Here is a 20,904-nt window from a genome sequence, read left to right on the forward strand (position 1 = left end):
TGTTTTACATCTCACTTTTCAATAGTTGAAGAAGTTTTCCAGACATCAGAGTTTTTAGTCTTTCCTTCATGCAAACTCCGACCTTTAAATTCTCTATAAAATTTTCGTCCTGTATCCCCTCATAAAAATCATCTCTGCATGCCGGTCTGACTGTGGGGTGCTGCAAGTTCCCTTGTTTCAGCAGAACTGCCTCCAGTTCAGTTTCAATTACACTGGCCTGACTTTCCACTCTCTCAAATAATTTATTCCCCTGTTCAGAATTAATCAGAACAGCCGAAACGCCTGATATCGATGCAAATCCGGGATTGCTCTTTTCCACTCCCCAGAAATCTCCGATCGTAATGTCCCCGACCCGGTCTGTATTGGCATAGCTGCATTCATAACAGCACTCCCGGTAACAATCCCCATCCATAAAGTGCTTTCCATATTTATCAAGAGAAAGCAGATTTGTCTTTGTTTTGGTCTTTGTCTTCAAAAGATACTGGGTTCCCCATCCCCGTTTTTCCTTTGAACGGAAATTAAAATACTTAAGCTCCTCCCCAAGCTTTTTTTCCTGATACGCAAAGTACTTTCTTAAAAGTTCCGGGGATGGGACTCCATGACAGATAATATCTACGGTAAATAAATTGTCATAGGATAAATTGCCCAAATACTTATATAGTCCGCCGATCTGACAGGGCGTACCGGTAAACAATACAAGCTTTCCTTTGTCCAGTTCACTTTTTGCCGAATCATAACAATATTTTAAATCTGACTGAACATATTTTGATGACTGCAGACGGTACAAATCTTCAATTTTATCAACTTTTATGTGCCTGGCTTCCAGATTTTCCGTATAAGCGCATCCATAGACACTGCCGCCGGCCTGGATGATAAACCGGGCAAATAAGTCGGAAGCCCCGCCTGAGGCCGATTGTAAAATACGCTCTCTATCATTACTTTTGAACCCTAAAACCCGAACCGGCTTACGCCCCTGGGGCTTAAAATCAAAAGCCGGACATTTTTTTAAGCAGACTCCACAGCTTAAGCATACCTGCTCATCTACGTCCGGATATAAAAACCCTTCCTGATTCGGCCGCAGACGAATACATTTTACAGGACAGGACTGCTCACAGCTTCTGCAGCCGACACACGCCTTCCCAACTACCTTTATATTATCCATGCTTGTCCTCACTATTTGCTATTTAACCAGTCTGTTTTTTCAAATAATCCACAGCTTTCATCCGCTCGGCATTTATTATTTTATCGACGGCAGTATAATCAATTGCTCTTTCCAAAACCTTTTCAATATCATTGAGATTTTCAGCGATTCGGTCATGAAGTCCGGTCCGCTCTAACAAATCATTCAATTTTTCTTCATTGCCATAGGAATTTTCCACACTCTTTTGAATAATGGCTGCAAATCTCCGTTTCGTTATGATAGAGAATATGGTTCCATGAAACGTATCGGTAATGACAGCTTCTGCATGCTGAAAATATGCCAGCACTTCAAATGGAGAACAGTCAATGAAAGAATCTGCACATCTGTGTACTCCGCCAATGGAATATACCTTCAGCCCTTTCTTTTTTGCGTAAGCAGAGATCCAGGCACTTTTTTCTCTGGAAATTCTTCCGGAGTACGCATAAAGAATCAGATATTTTTCCTTTGTTTTAATCTGAGGGATCCGCTTGCACTCTCCCATGTAGTCATAAATCAAAACAGGATCCAGGTGATATTCCGGCTGCACTTCCGATAATTCCCTCACAATATACCCGGAGTTTTTATCACGAACAGAAATAGCATCGAATTTCTTTAAAAACACGCCGATTTCGGCATCCTTGCCGAACTTTTTTAATTTTTCAATTGTGGTATTTCCAAAAGAAGCTGCGTAGGTCAATAATTTCTTTGCTCTTTGATTTTTTCCAAACAGCTCTAAAGAATAGCCAACATTCGGATTAGCCTGGACACAATTAAAAACTTCATCACTGCCGATCACCAATGCATCTAATGCCGGTAAGTAATTCATTTCCGGTGTAATTCCAAGGATATGGAGATATTTTTTGGCAAATTGCTTTTTATATAAAATAAACTGAACCCGATGTTTAAGTGGAGCATCATATTGAAATGCTTCCAGCATCTTTTGGACTTTTAAAAACAAACCCTGTTTTTGATAATGGGATTCCGTAATCAACGGTTTTTCTATATGATAATCCACAAATTCCACGTCATGCCCCAATTTTTCCAGAAGCATCTTTAATCCATAGGCCTGTAAAAAAGAGCCATAATTCACAATTCTCTGCATGGATAAAATTCCTACTTTTGCCATCAGTCTTTCTCCTAGTCATTCCCTCTTATAAACCTGCACTGGGTCAAAACAATCCTTCAACAAGCCTTTCCATTTGTTTATTAAACGCTCCATTATTACTCATGATTCCTGCCGGTATATTGGAAATAATGCTGTCATAATTTACAATTACACCGGAAAGTTCAGAAATATCATAAACAGGAATAATATTCCCATATCTCTCTTTCACCGCTTTTGTAAACTCGACCTGATGATTGTTTACATGCTCATTAAAATCATACTTTCTCGGTACAACCACCGGAATCTTTCCGATCTGTAACGGCATGATAAAGCTGGCCGGGCCTCCATGAGTGATTACGATCCGCGCTGCTTCTACATTTTTCAGCATATCATCATAGGGAAGCAGCTTATGCCACTCACAATATTTGGGTTCAAATGTACTGTATCCGGACTGAATGATTACATCTTCAGCGATGATCCCCTTTTCTTTTAATTTATCGATTTCTTCCAGCAGCCTGTTAAATGGCTGTTCGTGTGTACCAACCGTCACAAAAATCATCTTCGTCTACCCCCTCTAAAAGTTTTACTTGAAGACTGCATACAATCTAGCCAAGCGGATATTCGCAATCCGCTTCGCTACTTGATTCGGCTAAAATATGCTCCCGAGGTTAATTGCTTTTTTATATATCTTTTTCATCTCTTCCCACTGAACAATAAACTTATCCGTTATGGGATATACCATTTTACCGGTCATCGTAGACTTATCAATCCGGTCATAAACCTCTATGTAGATCAGCCTTGCTCCGAATAGTTTCCCTATATAGAAGAACGGAACTGCTACAGCGGCTCCCGAAGAAATAATCACATCCGGTCTTTCTTTCCGGATGGTCTTCCAGGCAAGCCGTGTATTAATAAGCAATGCTTTTAAGCTGCGGTTTGTAGGATAATAGCATGCTATCACCCTTTCATCCTTTAAAAGACTTTTTGCATCGGCTTTATCAAATGTAACCCAAAACCTTTCTTTGTCCTTCCAAAATGATTTCAGCATATATAAATGAGTCAAATGACCGCCTGATGATCCCACCAGACAAACTTTCAAATTTCCTTTTCCCATTTTACCATCTCCTGATTCACATCAATCTCTTCTATACAGATCCCTTGTATATACCTTCTCCTCTACATCATCCAATACGGAATCATAACGGTTTGCAATAATTGCACTGCTCATTTCCTTAAACTTGCTTAAGTCATTCACAACCTTACTGCCAAAGAAAGTGCTGCCATCGTTAAGCGCAGGTTCGTAAATGATTATTTCAGCTCCTTTTGCCTTAATGCGCTTCATGACCCCCTGAATACTGCTCTGACGGAAATTATCAGAATCAGCCTTCATCGTTAAACGGAATACACCAATAACAACTTTCTTCTCTCTGCCGGCATCAAAGCCGGTATGATCCGCATATGCATAATATCCGGCCTTTTCCAGAACCCGGTCCGCAATAAAATCTTTTCTTGTTCTGTTTGCTTCCACGATTGCACTCATGATATTCTGCGGAACATCATTGTAATTAGCCAGAAGCTGCTTGGTATCCTTCGGCAGACAATACCCGCCATAACCAAAGGAAGGGTTATTATAGTAATTGCCGATTCTCGGATCCATTCCGATCCCTTCAATAATCTGCCGTGTATTCAGCCCTCTCATCTCAGCATATGTATCTAACTCATTGAAGTAGCTGACTCTGAGAGCCAGATATGTATTGGCAAACAATTTCACAGCCTCCGCTTCCGTTAAATCAGTGAAAAGTATGGAAATATTGTCTTTGATTGCCCCCTCAGCCAATAATTTGGCAAAAATCCATGCAGCTTTTGCCAGTCTTTTATCCCCCTGGGGCGCGCCTACAATAATGCGGGAAGGATACAGATTATCGTACAATGCCCGTCCTTCTCTTAAAAATTCAGGGCTGAAAATAATGTTCTCACAGTTATATTTTTCTCTTATGGATTTTGTATAACCCACAGGAACTGTGGATTTAATTACCATGACTGCATCAGGATTGGACCGCATAACCAGTTCAATCACTGCTTCCACAGAGCTTGTATCAAAGTAATTCTTTACCGGATCATAATTGGTCGGAGTTGAAATAATGACGAAGTCAGCATCCTTATATGCTGCCGCTCCATCTGTAGTTGCTGTTAAATTCAGTCTCTTTGCCGCCAGATATTCTTCTATCTCTTTATCTATAATCGGGGACTCCCCGTTATTAATCATAGCAACCTTTTCCTCTAAAATATCAACAGCATGAACCTCATTGTGCTGTGCTAATAAAATTGCATTGGATAACCCTACATACCCCGTTCCGGCAACTGCGATCTTATACATCTTCTGCACCTCCATTTACCTTTCATTTTTTACTGATCTTGTTCCCTGTATTTACCGTTCTGGATATTATTCCACCAGTTCTGATGATTCCAATACCACCCAATGGTTTGCCGGAGCCCTGAATCAAAATCATAAGAAACGGCCCACCCCAGCTCATTTTCAAGTTTTGCCGAGCTCGGTGCATAGTGCCTTTCATGTACCTTATGGCCGGTGACGAACCGGATAAGACTTTCCGGTTTATCCAAAATCCTCAGTATCGTCTTTACTGCCATCAGATTCGTCCTTTCATTATGACCGTTTATATTGTATACTTCTCCCACCCGGCCTTCATGAAGGATAAGATCAACAGCCCGGCAGTGGTCCGACACGTGAAGCCAGTCACAAACATTTTCTCCGGTTCCGTATATGGGTACTTCTTTGTCTGCCAGGGCCCGAATGACAGCCATAGGAATGAACTTATCAGGGAAATGATATGGGCCGTAGTTATTGGAACAGCGTGAAATGGTAACCGGAAGGCCAAATGTTCTGTAATACGCCTGCACACATAAATCCGCACTGGCTTTGGAAGCAGAATATGGATCAAATGTACCGGGCAGTGTCCCATTCAGAGTCAAAACATCGTATACCCGTTCCGTAGAAACCTGATGGTAACGTTTGATGCCAAATTTCCGGCATGCCTCCAATAATGTTACAGTACCAATTACATTGGCCCGGACGAATGAAGCCGCATCTGCAATGTAACGGCTTGTATGATTCTCTTCTGCAAAATTAACAACAATATCCGGCATCACCGTTTCAAACAATTGAAACACAAAAGAACGGTCTGTGATGTCGCCCTTCACGAATTTATAATTCGGCCGGTCCTCGATCGGCTCCAGATTCTTTAAGCTTCCCGGAAAAGTCAGTAAATCCACATTAATAATGTCATAAGAAGCATATTTACCGACCATATATTGAACAAAATTACTTCCGATAAAACCAGCACCCCCGGTGATGATCATTTTCATAATTCACCTGCTCCGCTTTCGTTTGAAATAAAATTAATTCATAAATTCCTCAAACAGATTCTTACTGTACTTTCCTTCCTCTATCAAATGGCTGATTTGTTTTTTTACCTCTTCCTTGTCTTCCTGGTAGGTAACGCCAAACCATTTGTCATTGGTTTTTAAAACTGCAACCTTCGCTTTTCCGCGCTTTATCAGATCATCGATCATAACCGGGAGTAAATATTCTTTCTTTTTTTCATCCTCTTTCAAATGTTCCAGAAAACTTACGAATCCAGCTTCCAGGTCTTTAAAAAATCCGGGAGTCACTCCCCACATATTCATAGACACCAGATTATCCCCGGATAAAATGATCTGCTTTCCATATTCATCCTCACCTTTTACGGTTCCGTCTGCCTGGTGCTTAATATGAAATGTTTCGGTTACAGACGACAATTTTCCTGTTTCATCTACGGAACAGACACCTCTCGTCACTTCTCCGTTGGGGCTTAACGTATTGCCAAGCATAAAGCCGGCCATACAAAAACTGTAGGGAGACGTCTCTTCCTGTGTTACCAGATAATTATGTATTTTAACAAAAGCTTCCTTACCGTAATAATCATCCGCATTAATTACTACAAACGGTTCTTTTATGATTCCTTTACATGCCAATACTGCCTGTCCGGTTCCCCATGGTTTTACTCTTCCTTCCGGCAGAATAAATCCCTCCGGCAAATCCTCCAGTTCCTGAAAAACATATTCTACAGGAGCTAATTTCTCAATTCTTTTCCCAATCACTTTTTTAAATTCTTCTTCAATACTTTTCCGGATAATAAAAACGATCCTGTTAAATCCGGCTTCAAGAGCATCAAATATGGAATAATCCATAATGATTTCTCCATTTGGTCCTACCGGCTCCAGCTGTTTGATTCCGTTTCCAAACCTGCTGCCTATTCCTGCCGCCATAATTACAACTGCCGTATCTCTCATCTTTTCCCCTCTTTCCAGCCCTGTGCAGGCTTTTTCACGCTCTATTCAGCTCCCTTACGAAGCAAAACTACAATTACCGTCTGAATCAAAATCCGTATATCTGACCATATGGTCCAGTTATCAATATATTTTAAATCCAGGCTCACTACATCTTCAAAATCCTGAATTTCATTTCTTCCTGTAACCTGCCACAATCCCGTAATTCCCGGTTTAAGGCTCAGACGCCGTTTATGGTGCTCCTCATATTTCATAAATTCATCCATGGTCGGAGGTCTTGTACCAACCAGGCTCATATCTCCCTTTAAAACGTTGAAAAACTGAGGGAACTCATCAATGCTGGTTTTTCTGATAAACTTGCCTACCTTAGTAATCCTTGGATCGTCTTTTAGTTTGAACATAAGACCATTCATCTGGTTTTTGCTCATCAGTTCTTTTTTTCTCTCTTCCGCATCCATATACATGGACCGGAACTTATAAATTGAAAAAAGTCTTCCGTTTCTTCCGACCCGGGTCTGTTTAAAAATGACCGGACCAGGCGATTCGATATAGATAGCCGGCGCAATAATGATCCCCAAAAGGATGGTTAAAAATGCTCCGACGATTCCGCCTGTGATATCCACCAGACGTTTCAAGATTAATTCCGATGGTTCAAAGACCCTGGAACAGTAAGTAAGAACCCGTTCTCCGCCAAACTTGCTGATCACCTTCTCCCTTTCGCTTAAGCCAAACGTATTTACGGTTACATGAGCAACAATTCCAAGTGTTTCAAGACGGCTGATCAAACTGTCTATATAGGTCCTGCTGCTATCCGGTAAACTGATCAGAGCCTCATCGATTACCTGTTTTTTGAGAAACTCCGCCACACTGTCCTGACTGACAGTCAAATAGTTTCCTTTATCGCTTTTTTCTATCAGATTGAGTTCTTCCTTTGCGTTTTCCCCATCTTTCTCATCAATGTCTATCAGTGCAATGGCTACCACATCGCAGTCATATGATACTGAATTTCCAAACTTATGAAACACATCCGATACATTACTCCTGTTTGCGTAAATCAATAGTTTTTTGCGGTTTTCCGGCTTCTGGTAATGGGAAATCAATAAATATTTGCAAAATAACCGGCCAAGATACATACAGAAACAGTCAAAAAAGAAAAGCAGCAGATAAAAGGCTCTTGAAGACTGTCCCCCCAGCTTTGAAAGGTATAAAATGAAAGCCAGTACAAAGGCCATATACATATTTACCAGAAAAACGTTTTTAAATTCATTCCATGGAGAACGTTCCATCAAAGGCTTTCCGGACTGGTAAAACATGATTACAATCAAATACGCAAAAATAACAAGAGCAGCACCGTACCACCGCCCGGTTATAAATTCGGTGGATTGCAGGGAAGCAAATTTTGCAAGCATTGTCAATATAAAGGAAAATACAATTGCTGCAAAATCTATGAATATGTAAAAAAAGCGATTTTTAATCAGCATGTGTCCACCTGCCCATCTTCCAGTATCTGTTCACCGATTTTTCTTTTCCCCTCAAAAGTAAAAGCACATAGCAGCCGAAGATAAGCAGGACCTCGCATGCAAAGATATCCCAGTGATACTCAGAATGAGCCAATGTCTGCTGGGGCTGGATCCTGCTGTAAATCTGAACTGCCGACCACACAATGACACCTATAACTGCAATTACCATAATCCAATATCTGATTTTTTTGTTCATAATCGCATCCCCCTATATTTATAGTGTTATTGCTTAATTTCCTGGAGATCATTCTTATATTTTCCATACTTTTTATATTCTCCATAGTACCTGCTGCTTCCCGTGCTGACCTTATTTAAGATTACGCCGAGAATACGGCACTTGCTTTTCTCCAGCTGTTTTTTTATCTTTTGTTCAATGCGGTAGCTCACTCCGCCGCTGGCAATAACAATAACCGCTCCGTCACAGTGATTGGCAATAATCGCTCCGTCAATCAGATTCAACAAGGGAGGCGTGTCAATGATAATATAGTCATACTCAGCTCTTGCAGACTGGATCAGCAAAGAAAAAATAGGTTCCTCCAAGAGCTCTGCCGGATTGGGAGAATACGGACCGGAAAATACAACGCTTAAGTTCTTTAAATTGGTTTCGTAAATGATTTCTTCTTTCCCTTTTTGTCCGCTTAGATATTGAGATAAACCATTCACTTCCTTATCCAGCTGATACCTTGAAACCATTACCGACTTTCTGATGTCCGCATCAATAAAAAGAACTTTTTTCCCAATTTGCGCCAAAGAGGCAGCCAGGGAAAAGGACATACTCGATTTCCCTTCATTCGGGACTGCACTTCCTAACATGATGACCTTTATATTTCTGCCGCAAAATTGAATATTTGTCCTCAAAGTCTTAATGGCTTCCTCAAAGCTATAGTCTCCTTTCTTAAGATTTCCCAGAGTTACTGAATTTCTCATGTTTTACATTCCCTCCTTCTTTTTAACAGTTTTTTTCCTACCAAATTTATATGTTTTTTTGGCAGATTCACCTTCCCGGTCCGGAACAGCAGCAAGTACTGTCAATCCCAGATAACGTTCAACATCTTCTTCGGTACGTATGCTATCATCTATGATTACACTGGCTGTGAGTATGATGCAGATCAGGAACATACCTGCCACAGCCCCCATCAGGGCGTTCTTTTTTATATCAGGGCTCGTCTTAACGGAAGGGATTTCTCCATCCTCAATAATTTTAGGCGGCGACATCTCCATAATTTCACCGATATAATCCGAAGCAGTCGAAGCAATTTCATCTACAATCGTTTTTGCCTGGGCAGGATCTTTATCCTGGACAGCTAAAGAGAGAATTCGGGTATCCGTTGGATTCGTTACACTGATTTTTTTTCTTAAATCTTTGTAAGACATGTTAAGCCCCAGCGATTCCACCACTTCTTCCAGTACCGGACGGCTGGTTACGATGATTTTATAATCCTTCGTTAACTGGCTGCCAACCTGCAAGTCAGTAAGCGAATACATCGTTGTTTCTTTTGAAAGGACATAAATCATAGCTGCGGATGTATACTGCGGCGTTATGATATATCTGCTGTAAGCTCCTGCACAGCCGCCGGCTAATACAGTTATTAGAATAATCAGCCACAGCTTCTGTTTTAATTTGTAAAGCAGCTCCAATAAATCAATTTGAATCTCTTCGTTATCATTCACATTATTTGTTCTCATTCGCAACTCCCATTCATTGTTTTCTTTTTTTCCAGCACATTTTGGGCATTATTGCTTACCAGCTTTTGATAAGTTTCCATGCTGCAGTACTTTTTCATCCAGGTTAATGCTTTCTCTATTTCAGGTGTCCTTTTATTCAGGTGATGCATATCAGTTCCCAGCATATGTATATGTCCTTGCTGTATTTGATGCCTGCACCAGCTGACTTCGCTATTAAACCGGCTTCCGATAATACTGCAATAATTCATCTGAATCATGCATCCGGTATTAATCAGCTCATCTACCCTTCCTTTTTCTCTTAAGCAGCGGTAGCGCTCCATGTGGGCAAGTATGGGGATATACCTGGCTAATATTAATTTTCGAAGGCCCTGAAATAATCTGGAATAAGAAACCGAAGGGGGGAACTCTACTAATACATAATTACTTCCGCACATTGTAAGCGCCTTTTTTTCTCTTAAATCCTCCAATATATCTTCGTAGTATAATATTTCCTGTCCCAGATAGATGTCGTACTGTTTATGGATTTCATGCGCTTCCCGTTGTAGTTTTCTGCTTAATTCCACAATATGATCCGGATTTTGTCCCCGTTTGTAATGAGGAGTTGCAATAATTTTTCGAATTCCCTGGCTATAGGCCAGCCTAAGCATTGCCTTTGCCTCTTCCATATTGGCAGCTCCATCATCAATTCCTGGAAGGACATGCGCATGAACATCAATAATTCCCTGCATTCCATCACTCCTTTTTGCTGCGGTTCAGAATCATCGTTGTACACTATTTCTTCCCGCAATTCCGCATACTCAGAGCAACATAATCTAAATTATGTTTAAAAAAAATAGCGCATAAAATACAGAATTGGAAGAAAATGGTATGATTTTGGGCATACAAAAAAAGCATGAACAAAAACTGTCATGCTTTGTCTTAGCATACTTTGCCTTCCGTCAGACCCCTATTTCCATTTTTTTCATTTTTTTCCAAAAAATTCCAATTTTTCTATTGAAATTAATTTGATTTTGTTTTATATTAAAAAAGTACTAGGTATTCATCTCAATATTCTGATTACGAAATGAAACATAATTTAGATTATGCAATTTTTATATCTAGAATCAAATACCAAGCCAAGCCTTGAAATTAGTTTTTGGTGTTCTTCCCCTGTAGTGGCCGTATAAATCCGGGTCGTTTCTATGCTGGAGTGTCCCAAAACTTCAGCCAGGCGCAATAAATTTTTTTCAGCACGATAAAAAGTAAATGCAAACAGGTGACGCAGGTTATGCGGAAACACCTTTCTTTCATCTACTTTTGCCTTCTTACAGAGTCCCTTCATTTTTTTCCAGATCGTTGTCCGGTTAATAGGAGAATTTGATTTTGTAATAAAGATCGGACCTGATGTTATTCCATTGGAAACACAGTAGGATCTTAATACCTTTATCAGTGGCTTAGGTAAAAAGATAACACGGTTTTTCCCTTTATTATTGATTTGGGCATACTCCGACTCCAGTGCCTGTACCGTAATGTACTGCAATTCGCTGACCCGTATTCCTGTACTGCATATAGTCTGCATCAGGAGATTCAGCTGAATATCCCCTTCCCGTTTCGCGGTCTTTATCAGAGTTTCATATTCTATTTTAGATAAACATGTCTCCTTTTTACAAAATAATGCTCTCTGTATTTTAAACTGATGTACTTTACATTCTAACCAGCCGGCATATTCCAGAAAACGGTTTAAAGCTACTAACATAGAATTCACACTCGATACCTGATAATGATTCTTTAAATATTCCTTATATTCGATTACTTTCTTTTTATCAACAGCTTTTTCTGCCGGTAAAAAAATATAGAATTTTTTAATATCCCGTATATATTTTTCTATTGTTAATTTTGCCTTTTCTTCCTCATAAAGGTGGTTCTCATACTGGTTTATAAGATCTATAGTCAATACTTTTCCCATAACTTTTTCTCCTTAAGTTATTACAATATTTATCCTTTTTGTAGTAATTATCAAATATTATACGGTTATTTATTAATTAGTTTATTATACAAGCAAATCCAACCTTTAATCAACGGGTTTAAGATAAGCGTAAGAGGAAAATAATAAATAACAAAAGTATTAAAAATGATACAATATTATGATTTAATTATAAAAAAAAGGTAAAAACATGTCCATTTAAAACTGATTCCATTGATTTTTTGTAACCGCATATCGAATATAATTGCCTTCCTCATACATCTCCCGCTCTTTCTATTGGTTCGGTCACTCCGGAATTCTTTTATACTCTTTATAAGTATATTCGATAACTCTTTCATAATTTTTGGGGTACATGTTTCATTTTCAAAATTAAATTCCTTTGATTTTACACTTACCTTTATCTTTTTATATGTCAAAAAGAAAAGGCGTGAGAGTAAAATACTTTCACGTCTTGCCTTCAATAATATCCAGAATTTCTCCCATGGAGGTTTCGAATTCTCCCTCTGATGAGTTTTTAAAGATCAGCAGGTCATCTTTGCAGTTCGGGTCGTTCAATTCGTTCGGGATATCAAAATTTACACCCGAGACATATTCATCCCAGTGATCCAGCTTCCACCGGTCCCGGTCACTGTTCCGTTCCATCATTCTTTGCCTGCATACCTCCACCTCCGTATGAACCCATATTACGGTGAGCCTTGCATTTTTTTTAGTGACCTGGGCTCTCAGATCAGCCATATATTCGTTATTTCGCACTTCTCTTGTAAAAGGGGCATTAATCAGCACAATATCGTCATACTCCAAAGCCTCCATGGCAAGGTCGATGATTGCCGCATACTCATAATCCCGGATATTGGCTTCGAAAAAGTCAGAGCTTCTGTTGTATTCCTGACCGGCAACCACAAATATTTGTTTGGATAAAACGATCAGCGTATCTTTATCAAGATAGACAACATGCTTAAGATTTTTGGCAAGCTGCTTCGAAACATAGGTTTTTCCACTTGCCGGAGGAGATGTTACCAGAATCAGTCTTTTCATATTTACCTTTCTTTTATATTTGTAATTGTAATACATTCAGATGCTGTGGATTTCCCTCATCTCCTTAATATTATACCATTATTGTTAATTTTAATGATTCGTTATCGCAAAACTTTTATTTACGCGGGTCGGTTATGATTGTAATGGTTAACTCATTATTAATGTTTCTCAATAACAAATTTATATATTCTAAAATAAAAAGCCATAGTATCTTTAACTATTAAAAATTATTGGTTCTTTTCTTTTTGGAGGATTTAAGGTCACACCGCTTTTCATATACCCCATAGTCATTGGACAGACGAGTTCATAGCCGGAAGGAACGTTATATTGATTTTTGAACTCCTCCGTATTCAGCATATATTCTGCGAACCCGATCCAGCATGTTCCTATCCCTTTCGAATGCGCAGCAAGCATAATATTTCCTGCGGCCAGTGTACAGTCATATTTATACCAATGTGAATCCGTGTTACCATATATGGCAAGCAGAGTGCCCGCATGATTGAACACACTGAACTTAGGATTATTAAGCCAGCTTTCATACTGGTGAAGATAAGGGTAGTCCTGGAAATTATCCAGGAGATGAGCCTTAATCCTTTCAGACCACATATCAATTTCTTCTTTGTCATTTAAAACAACGAATCCCCACGGCTCCATGCCAGAACCAGTAGAGGCCTTAGTACCTAAAACAATCAATTCGTTTAAGGTATTATCCGAAACAGGCTGCTCATTATAAGTACGCACACTTCTTTTATTGCTGATGCTTTCAATTATATCCATAATGTTCCTCCAATTATTTATTTTCGTTCCTATATAAAATAGCTTTTTACCATATATTTGTCAATAAAATAAAAATTCGTAACCAGTGCCTAACCCCGATCCTTAAACTGGCAGCCGCAAAATAAACTTAGGTTCAATTAACAGAGGGGCTTCCAATTATTTTTTCTGAATATTCGCATATGCAATCAGTCTTTTCTGCCTGTTGGGCCTTACTATGTAGTGAAGTGTAAATTTCGGCACTCAACATGTATAATTTTGGCACTTGGGTTGAAATTTGTCAGAATGGGATATATGCTGAAAGTGCTAGCAGATATACGATTCATTAAGATTCAAAAGAAGGGAGGTACCTTTCGCAGGCGTCTGTCATTTTTATTAAAATTTTATCACTAAAAATTTTATCGAAGGAAGGAACTGATTATGGGAGAAAAATGGAAAATTATTGTTAAAAAACTATTGGTTTTTTCTCTGATGCTCACTATGGTATCAGGTAATTACGCACTGCCTGCTTTTGCAGCGAATATTTCACTGACAGAAAGCGGAGGCTGGTTTGAAAGTGCCTATATTGAATGGAGTCCGGTCAGCAATGCCGTTTCCTACAATGTATATGTAAAATCTGCAAATGCAGGCGATTCTGCCTATGTGCAAATTGATAATGAATTAATAAGAAAGTATTCGTCCTATTGGAGAGCGGATGCGGTAGGCCTTGCAGCCGGCCAATATGTCATGAAAGTGGAAGCAATCCTATCCAATGGCTCGAAAGAAAGTGCTGTTTCCGGCGCTCTCACCGTGAGCGCAAATGACAGAACCGGATTTGCTTTTTCCGGCGATTCTCAGTATAAATCCGGATCTGGCGCATACAACGAAGACGGAACACTAAAAGATGATGCCCAGGTGATTTATGTGACTTCTGAAACAGCAAAAACCGTAACTCTTGATGTTAAGGTAAGCAGCTCAGGAAAAAAACAAACAGGTACGGGTATTGGTGAAATTTTAACGTTACGCCAAAAAGGATATGACACAACTCCGCTTGCTATCCGTTTTATCGGAAAAGTTACAGACAGTGACATGGATGGAGAGCTTAACAGCAGCGGATACCTTCAGGTAAAAGGAAAATCTTCCTACGCACAAATGAATATGACTTTAGAAGGTATTGGTGAAGATGCAACTGCTTATGGATGGGGCATCTTAGTCAGAAATTGCGGAAACGTAGAAATCAGGAACCTGGGCGTAATGCTGTTCCCTGACGATGGTATTTCACTTGACACAGCGAACTGCAATATATGGGTACATAACAATGATATCTTTTACGGAACAGCAGGATCCGATGCCGATCAGGCAAAGGGAGATGGCTCCGCTGACGTTAAGGGTGCATCCACTTATGTAACATTGTCCTACAATCATTTCTGGGATTCCGGAAAATGTTCTCTCTGCGGCATGAGTGATTCTGCAGAATTTTTTGTAACTTATCATCATAACTGGTACGACCATTCCGATTCCCGTCATCCGAGAATCAGAGTAGCTTCCGTACATATTTATAATAATTACTTTGACGGAAATGCAAAATATGGCGTTGGCGTAACAAAAGGAAGTTCCGCATTTGTAGAAGCAAACTATTTCAGACATTGTAAAAATCCTATGATGAGCTCATTACAAGGTACAGATGCTTTGGGAGATGGTACTTTTTCCGGTGAAAACGGCGGTATGATCAAAGCCTATAACAATATTATCGAAAATGCCTCAAGCCTGATCTATGCAAACTCAAATGCCGGAACAACGGGTGCAAATGCAGCCTCCTTTGATGCTTATTTAGCTTCTGCAAGAAATGAAACCGTTCCAGGTTCTTATAAAACCAAAGCTGGAAGTACTGTTTATAACAACTTTGATACCAGTAAAGATATCGGTGTCAGCCTGTCTGATATTGATACGGTAAATGATGTGGAACATATTGTTACAACAAGTGCCGGACGTATGAATCAGGGTGATTTTACCTGGGAATTTAACGATGCCGCTGATGATACTTCTTATGCTTTAAATACAGCACTGATGTCCAAAATAAAAGGTTATGCTACAGGACTTGTATCAGTTGGGGGAAAGTGAACGTAAGATACTTCAGATAACTCTTCTTCTGATTCTTTAAATGATACCTTAAATGATTCTTTCAACTAATTGTAAAACACATTTGCTTTCTGGGAAATGCGACATTTTCCAGGAAGCAAAAAATAACCAAAGTCTGTTAAAGATGAGCTTATTCATCTTTATAGACTTTGGTTATTGTATTGGACTGCACCCTCCCCTTCGATGACCGCTGATCCGGAAAGCTGGTTATGGAACTAAACCGGATTTTCACTCACTCCCAAGCCAAATCGATACCATTTATGATGCTCCAAAATCAGGAAAGAATTATTCTGACAGTTTTTCTCCAGTGATTCCTTTATTAGCCCCAATATATAAGACTCATTCATTTTTTCCGGCGGCAGAGGGGCATCCTTTAACATTTCCGGATTTTCTTTAAACATCACATCCCATAAATCATAATGGTGAGGAATCACTACTTTAGGATTTATGGCTTTTACAAGAGCTGTAAACAACTGTTGATTCTGTTTCGGGCTTACATGCATGATGGCAATATCATTATTTTTGTAATGTGCCATGCGGTACACCTGTTCATCCGTTGTCATACCTCCCCATACTAAAACCGTAGTACCATCGGCTGTGGTGATTCTGTAATTCAGCATTTCCAGAGAGCCATACCACATGGCATCATCCTGTACTCCGTCACGAATCATGTTTCCTCCCTCCATATAATAACTGCCCCGTCTGGATTCCGTATGACGGCCGGATATTGCTTCTATTTTTACATCGTTAAATTCATAGGTCTCACCGCCCCGCACCCGATAGAGTTTTTCCACATTCAGATGCTTAAGCTGGCAGAGGGGCTCCGCAGATAAATCTCCAACAAGAATCCGGGCATCCGGAAACCTTTTTTGAATCTCTCCAATGCTGTCCCCATGATCAAAATGTACATGGGTCAATAACACATAATCCACTCTTTCCAGCTTCTGAACTTCCAATGGATAGATCTGAGCGCTGTCCAGCCTCGGATCCACCAAAAGGTGAGCTCCTCCCGGCAGGATAAGCTCAAATCCCGCATTATTTATCCAACGAATTGAAATACCTGAACGAAACATTCGGATCATTTTACGAAACCTCCTCTTATATTCTTCACTACCTCTTCCCCCATCTCGTCCGTACTGACGAGAATTCTCCCCGTAAGCCAGATGTCCTTTGTGGAATATCCGTCTGAAAGAGTCTTTTCCACTGCTTTTTCCAGCGTACAGGCTTCCTTTTCAAGACCAAAGGTAAAACGGAGCATCAGAGCAGCCGCCCCTATCATCCCGATCGGGTTTACGATCTGCTTCCCAATGATGGATTCATCCGGATGATGAAGCTGATTCGGGGTATAAATTCCCCTCCCATCCTTTGCCAGCTCGGCTGAGGCGTAAAGTCCGGCCGCCCCTGTCATCTGAGTACCTTCATCTGATATGATATCTCCAAACAGGTTCGAGGTAACGATCACATCAAAACTCCACGGTGATTCCATGATTTTCATGGCTGCAGTATCAATATAGCAGTGATTCAGGGAAATCTGCTGATACCTGTTTCCGGTTTCCTGAATGGTCTTTCTCCAGAGCCTGGAACTTTCCAGTACATTGGATTTATCCAGGCTCACAACGGTCTTTTTCCTTTTTTGAGCCAGGTCAAAGGCAATTTTTGCCGTATTCCTTACGATCTGCTCGTTATAGTATTCGTATTCATATGCCTCACGCCCATGTAATCCCTGTGACGTGACCTTTTCGGAACACAGCACTCCGCCCGCGATGTCCCGCACAAAGACAAAATCCAGCCCTCGGCTGGTAATCCGCTCTTTTAGCGGGGACAGCTCAGAAAGACCTTCATAAAGGCGTACCGGCCTGATATTGGTCGTCACCTCCAGTTCTCTCCGCAGGCGCATAAGCGCATATTCTGGCCTTTTCTCCAAGGACAAATTACGGTACTTGGAGAGCCCCGTATTTCCGAATATTACTGCAGATGCCTTCCGGCAGACAGACAGGGAATCCTCCGGCATCGGGTTATAGAATGCCTCTATGGCTTCTCCTGAGGCCACAACCTGTTGTAGATTCAGTTTGTGGCCATACAGGCTGCAGACCTCTTTTAAAGCTTTCAGGGCTGGTTTCATCATCTCAGGGCCCACGCCATCCCCTTTAATGACCGCAACATTCAGGTTCATTTCTTTTCATTCACCTTTCTCGGCCGGCCTTCTTCATCCAGCGCAACATAGACAAAGACCGCTTCGGCTGCAATTTCTTCCCGTCCGTCAATCTGTGCCCTGGTCCTGACGCGCAGAGAGGTATTCCCAACGGAAACCACCACTCCTTCGATATCAAGGAAGCTCCCTACCGGAATTGGCGTCTTGAATGCCGCCTGCTCCATGGCTACCGTAGCCACTTTGCCTCCATCATACCGGACGGCAGCAATTCCTGCGATTTCGTCCATCCAGCTAAGAAGCTTTCCTCCAAATAAAACACCATTTCCATTATCCATGGATGGCATAACAGCCCTCGACATTTTTGTAACTTTCATATAAAACCCTTTCTTCTAAAAACAGATTCGGTTAATCAAAGGAACCAGTACCTTCTGCATGGGCTTCATGACCTTACCTACCAGAACCGCGCAGATAACCGTTCCTTCCCGTATCCCTTCCACACTGCCAAGAAATACAAAAGACAGGACGATACCGAGAAATACGACCAGACAATCCATCCGTACTTTCACATCATGAAACGGCTTGTTCTTAAACAGCTTTTCCGCAATGGCATGAGTCAGCCCCTCCATCGGCATGTATACCAGCTTTGCATTCATATAAAGGCATACTCCGGCGGAAACAAACAGAATGCTGACCGCCAGCATAAGCAATTTTCCAAAATAGGTTGGAATAGAAAAATCGCCGACTACCCATTTCGCCATGTCTACAAAATAGCCGAAAAGACCGGAAAACAAAAGCTGAGTCAGATTCACCAGGCGGAACTCCCTCCGCAGAATCAGAATCTGCACCAGAATGTAAATTGAAAAAACAGCGGTTACACAGCTTCCCATATCCAATCCGGTGATCAGACTGATCACATAGGGAAGAGAATTAACAGGTGATACCCCGAGACCGGAATTAACAGAAAACGCCACGCCAAAGGCAAGGCTCATAAGTCCCGCTCCATAGATCAACACCCGTTTCACGAAGTTTGAATTTATTTTATACATCCTTTATCCTCATGCTGACGGAAAACCATTCCATACCGGTTCTCCGGTATAGGTCTTTGCCGCCTCCTTTCCTTCCAGTACCCGGATCGCTCCTGCAGCCAGAGCTTCCATTTCAAATTCCCCTGCCATCACCTCAATGGGAGCCAAAAATGCCAGCATCTCCTTTAAGGCGCCTACCACGTACGGATCATGGGAGATCCCGCCGGTCAAGATGACTGCATCTACCTTTCCATGGAGTACTGCAGCCATGGAGCCTGCTGTTTTTCCGATCTGGTAAATCATGGCATCATAAACCAGCTTTGCATAAGAATTTCCCTTTTTCATCATCTCCTCCACCTCTCTCGCATCCGAGGTATGTAAATGGTCAACAAGCCCTCCGGTCTTTGTCACCTTATCCCGCATTTCTTTTTCCGTATATTTACCGGAAAAACACATGCCGATCACATCCTTTACCGGAAGCTGCCCGCAGCGGGTAGGAGCCATGGGACCGTCACCGTTTGCAATATCATTGGAATCCACCATTCTGCCTTTCTGGTGGGCTGTCACGGATATTCCCCCTCCAATGTGGCAGATGATCAGATTCAGATCCTCATAGGATTTCCCCGTCTTCTTACCAAAGCGGATTCCGATTTCTTTCTGGTTTAAGGCATGGATCCGGCTTTCCCGGTAAATACCCTTTAATCCGGTGACCCTGGCCACATCCGTAAATTCATCCACATCCGGCGGATTTACCACAAAGGCCTTTCCTCCGTATTCCCTGGCAAATGCATCCGCGAGCTGGGCTCCCAGAGTGGCCGGATGTTTTACGGTATAACCGGTTCTGGCGTGTTCCAGAAGCTTTTCACCGATCTCATAGACACCGCCTTCTATATTTACCAGGCCGCCGCCTCTCGCAGAAAAGGCCGCCACTCCTTCTAACGTCTGACCCGCTTCCTCAAGCTCCTTTAAAATCATTTCCTTCCGGTAATCGAACTGGTCGCTGATTTCCTTAAATTCAGTAAGCTTCCCGGCATCATGGGATACATTTTTAGAAAATACTGCCTTCTCTCCTTCAAACATGGCAATTTTGGTTGAAGTAGAACCTGGATTAATAGCAAATACTTTATATAAACTCATATCTTTACGTTCCTTTCTTTTTAAAACAGGCATGGCAGTAAAATGTGACCGCCATGCCCTCCTATATTCTTTGGCAAGAAATTGATGTTAATAATTAAATCTTAATGAAACAATGGGTACAGAAGGCCGATCCAGATTACCATCAATGCGCCTCCGATGCGCGTTGAAATGGATGCAAAGGCCAGAAGATTCATGCGGTTTGCTGCAGATAACACAGCTAAGTCGCCTGAACCGCCGATGTTGCAGCAGCAAAGTCCTGCTGTGACGCCGGCTTCATAGGACCAAAGGCCTGACAGACGTCCAAAAATCATGGCTCCGATCAGCGCTCCGAAAACTCCCAGGAAGATGACTGCAAAAGCGCCAATGCTGAAGAACTCAGCCAGTGTTTCAAACTTTAAGGAATTGACACCGATACCGGCAATTAACATCGGGAGCAGTGCTCTTAATGCAAAGTTCATGGAATACACACAGTTATCTGCAAGTTTATCCGGAAGAATTCCGGTACACTTAATCAGGATGCCCAGAATGATCGTCCATGCAAGACCCGGAATCACGCTTAAACCTGGCAGGCTTCCCAAGATGTTTCCTAACAGATAGAGGCAGAAGCTCATGAAAATACCGGAGCCCAAAGCCGCATAATCTGCAGAAGTAGCCGGACGCTTCTCCCCTTCCGTAACAACAGAAGCTCCTGTCTTTCTCAAAATATCTCCGTTGCCGTTCAGTCCTTTCATTTTAGAAGTAACAGCACCTCCGACTGCCGCAAGAACGACTGCCAGAACATTGGCAATGGAAGCATAACACAGAAATTTACCGGCCATAGGCGTCATATCAGTTCCTGATAAGCTGCTGTACAGGGCCGGAA

General features: G+C 41.3%; 22 protein-coding genes. 1 reads left to right on the forward strand and 21 read right to left on the reverse strand.

Features of this window, described 5'->3' with window-relative positions:
- Positions 1-4: 4 nt before the first annotated feature.
- From BQ9856_RS12355 to BQ9856_RS12430, 15 genes are all read right to left on the reverse strand, one after another.
- Entirely contained in the window at positions 5-1,162 is a 1,158-nt protein-coding gene (locus BQ9856_RS12355; protein ID WP_077611307.1) for a Coenzyme F420 hydrogenase/dehydrogenase, beta subunit C-terminal domain, read from the reverse strand.
- A gap of 22 nt (positions 1,163-1,184) precedes the next feature.
- Positions 1,185-2,306 carry a polysaccharide pyruvyl transferase family protein gene (locus BQ9856_RS12360; RefSeq protein ID WP_077611308.1) on the reverse strand — a complete coding sequence of 374 codons (1,122 nt, stop codon included), beginning with the start codon at positions 2,304-2,306 and terminating at the stop codon, positions 1,185-1,187.
- A 43-nt stretch (positions 2,307-2,349) separates the two neighbouring features.
- The gene (locus BQ9856_RS12365; RefSeq protein WP_077611309.1) at positions 2,350-2,844 is read right to left on the reverse strand and encodes a glycosyltransferase; all 495 of its coding nucleotides are present in this window, start codon (positions 2,842-2,844) and stop codon (positions 2,350-2,352) included.
- A gap of 90 nt (positions 2,845-2,934) precedes the next feature.
- On the reverse strand, positions 2,935-3,399 hold the full coding sequence (pssD, locus tag BQ9856_RS12370) for a PssD/Cps14F family polysaccharide biosynthesis glycosyltransferase (protein ID WP_077611310.1): 465 nt from the start codon (positions 3,397-3,399) through the stop codon (positions 2,935-2,937).
- A gap of 21 nt (positions 3,400-3,420) precedes the next feature.
- A complete protein-coding gene (locus BQ9856_RS12375) occupies positions 3,421-4,662 on the reverse strand; it encodes a nucleotide sugar dehydrogenase (RefSeq protein WP_200801303.1) in 1,242 nt (413 codons plus the stop codon).
- A gap of 29 nt (positions 4,663-4,691) precedes the next feature.
- Entirely contained in the window at positions 4,692-5,669 is a 978-nt protein-coding gene (gene rfbB, locus BQ9856_RS12380) for a dTDP-glucose 4,6-dehydratase (RefSeq protein WP_077611311.1), read from the reverse strand.
- A 33-nt stretch (positions 5,670-5,702) separates the two neighbouring features.
- Positions 5,703-6,635, reverse strand: a complete 933-nt coding sequence (locus BQ9856_RS12385) for a nucleotidyltransferase family protein (protein ID WP_077611312.1) — start codon at positions 6,633-6,635, stop codon at positions 5,703-5,705.
- A 41-nt stretch (positions 6,636-6,676) separates the two neighbouring features.
- Positions 6,677-8,113: a sugar transferase gene (locus BQ9856_RS12390; protein ID WP_077611313.1), complete on the reverse strand. Its 1,437-nt coding sequence runs from the start codon at positions 8,111-8,113 to the stop codon at positions 6,677-6,679.
- Complete coding sequence (locus BQ9856_RS12395) at positions 8,103-8,348, reverse strand: hypothetical protein (protein WP_077611314.1); 246 nt, start codon at positions 8,346-8,348, stop codon at positions 8,103-8,105. The genes BQ9856_RS12390 and BQ9856_RS12395 overlap by 11 nt, the downstream gene beginning before the upstream one ends.
- A 26-nt stretch (positions 8,349-8,374) precedes the next feature.
- Entirely contained in the window at positions 8,375-9,079 is a 705-nt protein-coding gene (locus BQ9856_RS12400; RefSeq protein ID WP_077611315.1) for a CpsD/CapB family tyrosine-protein kinase, read from the reverse strand.
- A gap of 3 nt (positions 9,080-9,082) precedes the next feature.
- A complete protein-coding gene (locus tag BQ9856_RS12405; RefSeq protein ID WP_077611316.1) occupies positions 9,083-9,838 on the reverse strand; it encodes a YveK family protein in 756 nt (251 codons plus the stop codon).
- On the reverse strand, positions 9,835-10,566 hold the full coding sequence (locus BQ9856_RS12410) for a CpsB/CapC family capsule biosynthesis tyrosine phosphatase (RefSeq protein ID WP_077611317.1): 732 nt from the start codon (positions 10,564-10,566) through the stop codon (positions 9,835-9,837). The genes BQ9856_RS12405 and BQ9856_RS12410 overlap by 4 nt, the downstream gene beginning before the upstream one ends.
- Before the next feature lie 347 nt (positions 10,567-10,913).
- A complete protein-coding gene (locus BQ9856_RS12415; protein ID WP_077611318.1) occupies positions 10,914-11,783 on the reverse strand; it encodes a tyrosine-type recombinase/integrase in 870 nt (289 codons plus the stop codon).
- 462 nt (positions 11,784-12,245) lie between these two features.
- Positions 12,246-12,836 (reverse strand): AAA family ATPase, encoded by a 591-nt coding sequence (locus BQ9856_RS12425; RefSeq protein WP_077613357.1) that lies wholly within the window; start codon positions 12,834-12,836, stop codon positions 12,246-12,248.
- Positions 12,837-13,049: 213 nt separating this feature from the next.
- Positions 13,050-13,613, reverse strand: coding sequence for a nitroreductase family protein (locus tag BQ9856_RS12430; protein ID WP_077611320.1), 564 nt, complete (start codon positions 13,611-13,613; stop codon positions 13,050-13,052).
- 417 nt (positions 13,614-14,030) lie between these two features.
- Here BQ9856_RS12430 and BQ9856_RS12435 point away from each other — a divergent pair, with 417 nt between their 5' ends.
- A complete protein-coding gene (locus BQ9856_RS12435) occupies positions 14,031-15,710 on the forward strand; it encodes a pectate lyase family protein (RefSeq protein ID WP_077611321.1) in 1,680 nt (559 codons plus the stop codon).
- Between the two features lie 233 nt (positions 15,711-15,943).
- Here BQ9856_RS12435 and BQ9856_RS12440 read toward each other — a convergent pair whose 3' ends face one another.
- The 6 genes from BQ9856_RS12440 to BQ9856_RS12465 all read right to left on the reverse strand — a co-directional run.
- The gene (locus tag BQ9856_RS12440) at positions 15,944-16,810 is read right to left on the reverse strand and encodes an MBL fold metallo-hydrolase (protein ID WP_077611322.1); all 867 of its coding nucleotides are present in this window, start codon (positions 16,808-16,810) and stop codon (positions 15,944-15,946) included.
- A complete protein-coding gene (locus BQ9856_RS12445; RefSeq protein ID WP_077611323.1) occupies positions 16,807-17,901 on the reverse strand; it encodes an isocitrate/isopropylmalate family dehydrogenase in 1,095 nt (364 codons plus the stop codon). The genes BQ9856_RS12440 and BQ9856_RS12445 overlap by 4 nt, the downstream gene beginning before the upstream one ends.
- Entirely contained in the window at positions 17,898-18,254 is a 357-nt protein-coding gene (locus tag BQ9856_RS12450) for an acyl-CoA thioesterase (RefSeq protein ID WP_077611324.1), read from the reverse strand. Before BQ9856_RS12450 ends, BQ9856_RS12445 begins: the two co-directional genes overlap by 4 nt.
- A gap of 15 nt (positions 18,255-18,269) precedes the next feature.
- The gene (locus BQ9856_RS12455; RefSeq protein ID WP_077611325.1) at positions 18,270-18,926 is read right to left on the reverse strand and encodes a YczE/YyaS/YitT family protein; all 657 of its coding nucleotides are present in this window, start codon (positions 18,924-18,926) and stop codon (positions 18,270-18,272) included.
- Between the two features lie 9 nt (positions 18,927-18,935).
- Complete coding sequence (gene buk, locus BQ9856_RS12460; RefSeq protein ID WP_077613358.1) at positions 18,936-20,042, reverse strand: butyrate kinase; 1,107 nt, start codon at positions 20,040-20,042, stop codon at positions 18,936-18,938.
- A gap of 101 nt (positions 20,043-20,143) precedes the next feature.
- Positions 20,144-20,904 (reverse strand): 2-hydroxycarboxylate transporter family protein (locus BQ9856_RS12465; RefSeq protein ID WP_200801304.1); only part of this gene is annotated, 761 nt, incomplete at its 5' end.

Source organism: Clostridium sp. Marseille-P2415 (genome assembly GCF_900155545.1).
GTDB lineage: Bacteria > Bacillota > Clostridia > Lachnospirales > Lachnospiraceae > Lacrimispora.